Origin of the sequence: Nostocoides jenkinsii Ben 74, from assembly GCF_001046875.1 — a bacterium.
Taxonomy (GTDB): domain Bacteria; phylum Actinomycetota; class Actinomycetes; order Actinomycetales; family Dermatophilaceae; genus Nostocoides_A; species Nostocoides_A jenkinsii.
Genome location: NZ_HF571038.1, coordinates 3,771,048 through 3,771,837, shown reverse-complemented (window position 1 = coordinate 3,771,837; position 790 = coordinate 3,771,048). Strand labels below are relative to the sequence as shown.

2 protein-coding genes are annotated in these 790 nt (G+C 67.0%); one reads left to right on the top strand and one right to left on the bottom strand.

Features of this window, described 5'->3' with window-relative positions:
- The coding region (locus tag BN13_RS17995) for a cell wall-binding repeat-containing protein (RefSeq protein ID WP_048548592.1) at positions 1–388 on the bottom strand (388 nt) is incomplete at its 3' end.
- A 128-nt stretch (positions 389–516) separates the two neighbouring features.
- Here BN13_RS17995 and BN13_RS17990 point away from each other — a divergent pair.
- Positions 517–790: transposase (locus BN13_RS17990; protein WP_048548590.1), on the top strand; the 274-nt coding region annotated here is incomplete at its 3' end.

Genomic DNA, 790 nt, shown 5'->3' with positions numbered 1-790 from the left:
CGGCATAAACCTCGGGAGAGACCGAGGCGGGTCCGCCGAGGACGACGATGATGCCCGGCTTGAGTCGGACGATGGCGTCGCGAACGGTCTTGGGCAGGCTGGCCGACCGGGTCAGCAGGATCGGGGCTGACTGGCGGGCGGCGATGGGCGCTCCTGACAGTGCGTCGGTGAACACCTCGCCCGAGGCGACGAAGATGCGCGCGATCCCGACGGGGTACTGGTTGGAGACGCGCGCCGACACCTGGTAGCGGTCGTGCCCCTCCCACCGCACGAGCACCCCGGCCCGGTCGTCCGGCGACGTGTCCGCGGTGGCGACGCTCACCGACCCTAGGCCCACCACCAGTGCCATCGCCGAGAGCAAACCGACTCCAACAGTGTTCGTGCGCATCGTTGTGGCCCTCCCCGACCTGGCGGCGACTGTCGTGCCCACCGGGTTCGACCCTAACCGCACCGGTCGCCACCAGCAGGTTTGGACTTCCCCCCGAAGCGTGTAGGTATCAGCTATAAGGAGATGCTGTGCCTGAGACACGTAAGAAGTACGACCGTGAGTTCCGTGAGGGGGCTGTACGGATCGTCGAGGAGACCAACAAGCCGATCGCTGCCGTCGCGCGCGATCTGGGTGTCAACGAAGGGACCCTGGGCAACTGGGTTACCCGGGCTCGCGCCGAGCGTGAGGGACGCGGCGAAATGTCGGCCGGTGACATCGAGGAGTTGAAGCGGCTACGCGCGGAGAACGCCGAGCTGCGGATGGAGCGTGATGTCCTCAAGCGATCCGTGGTCCTGTGGGTGA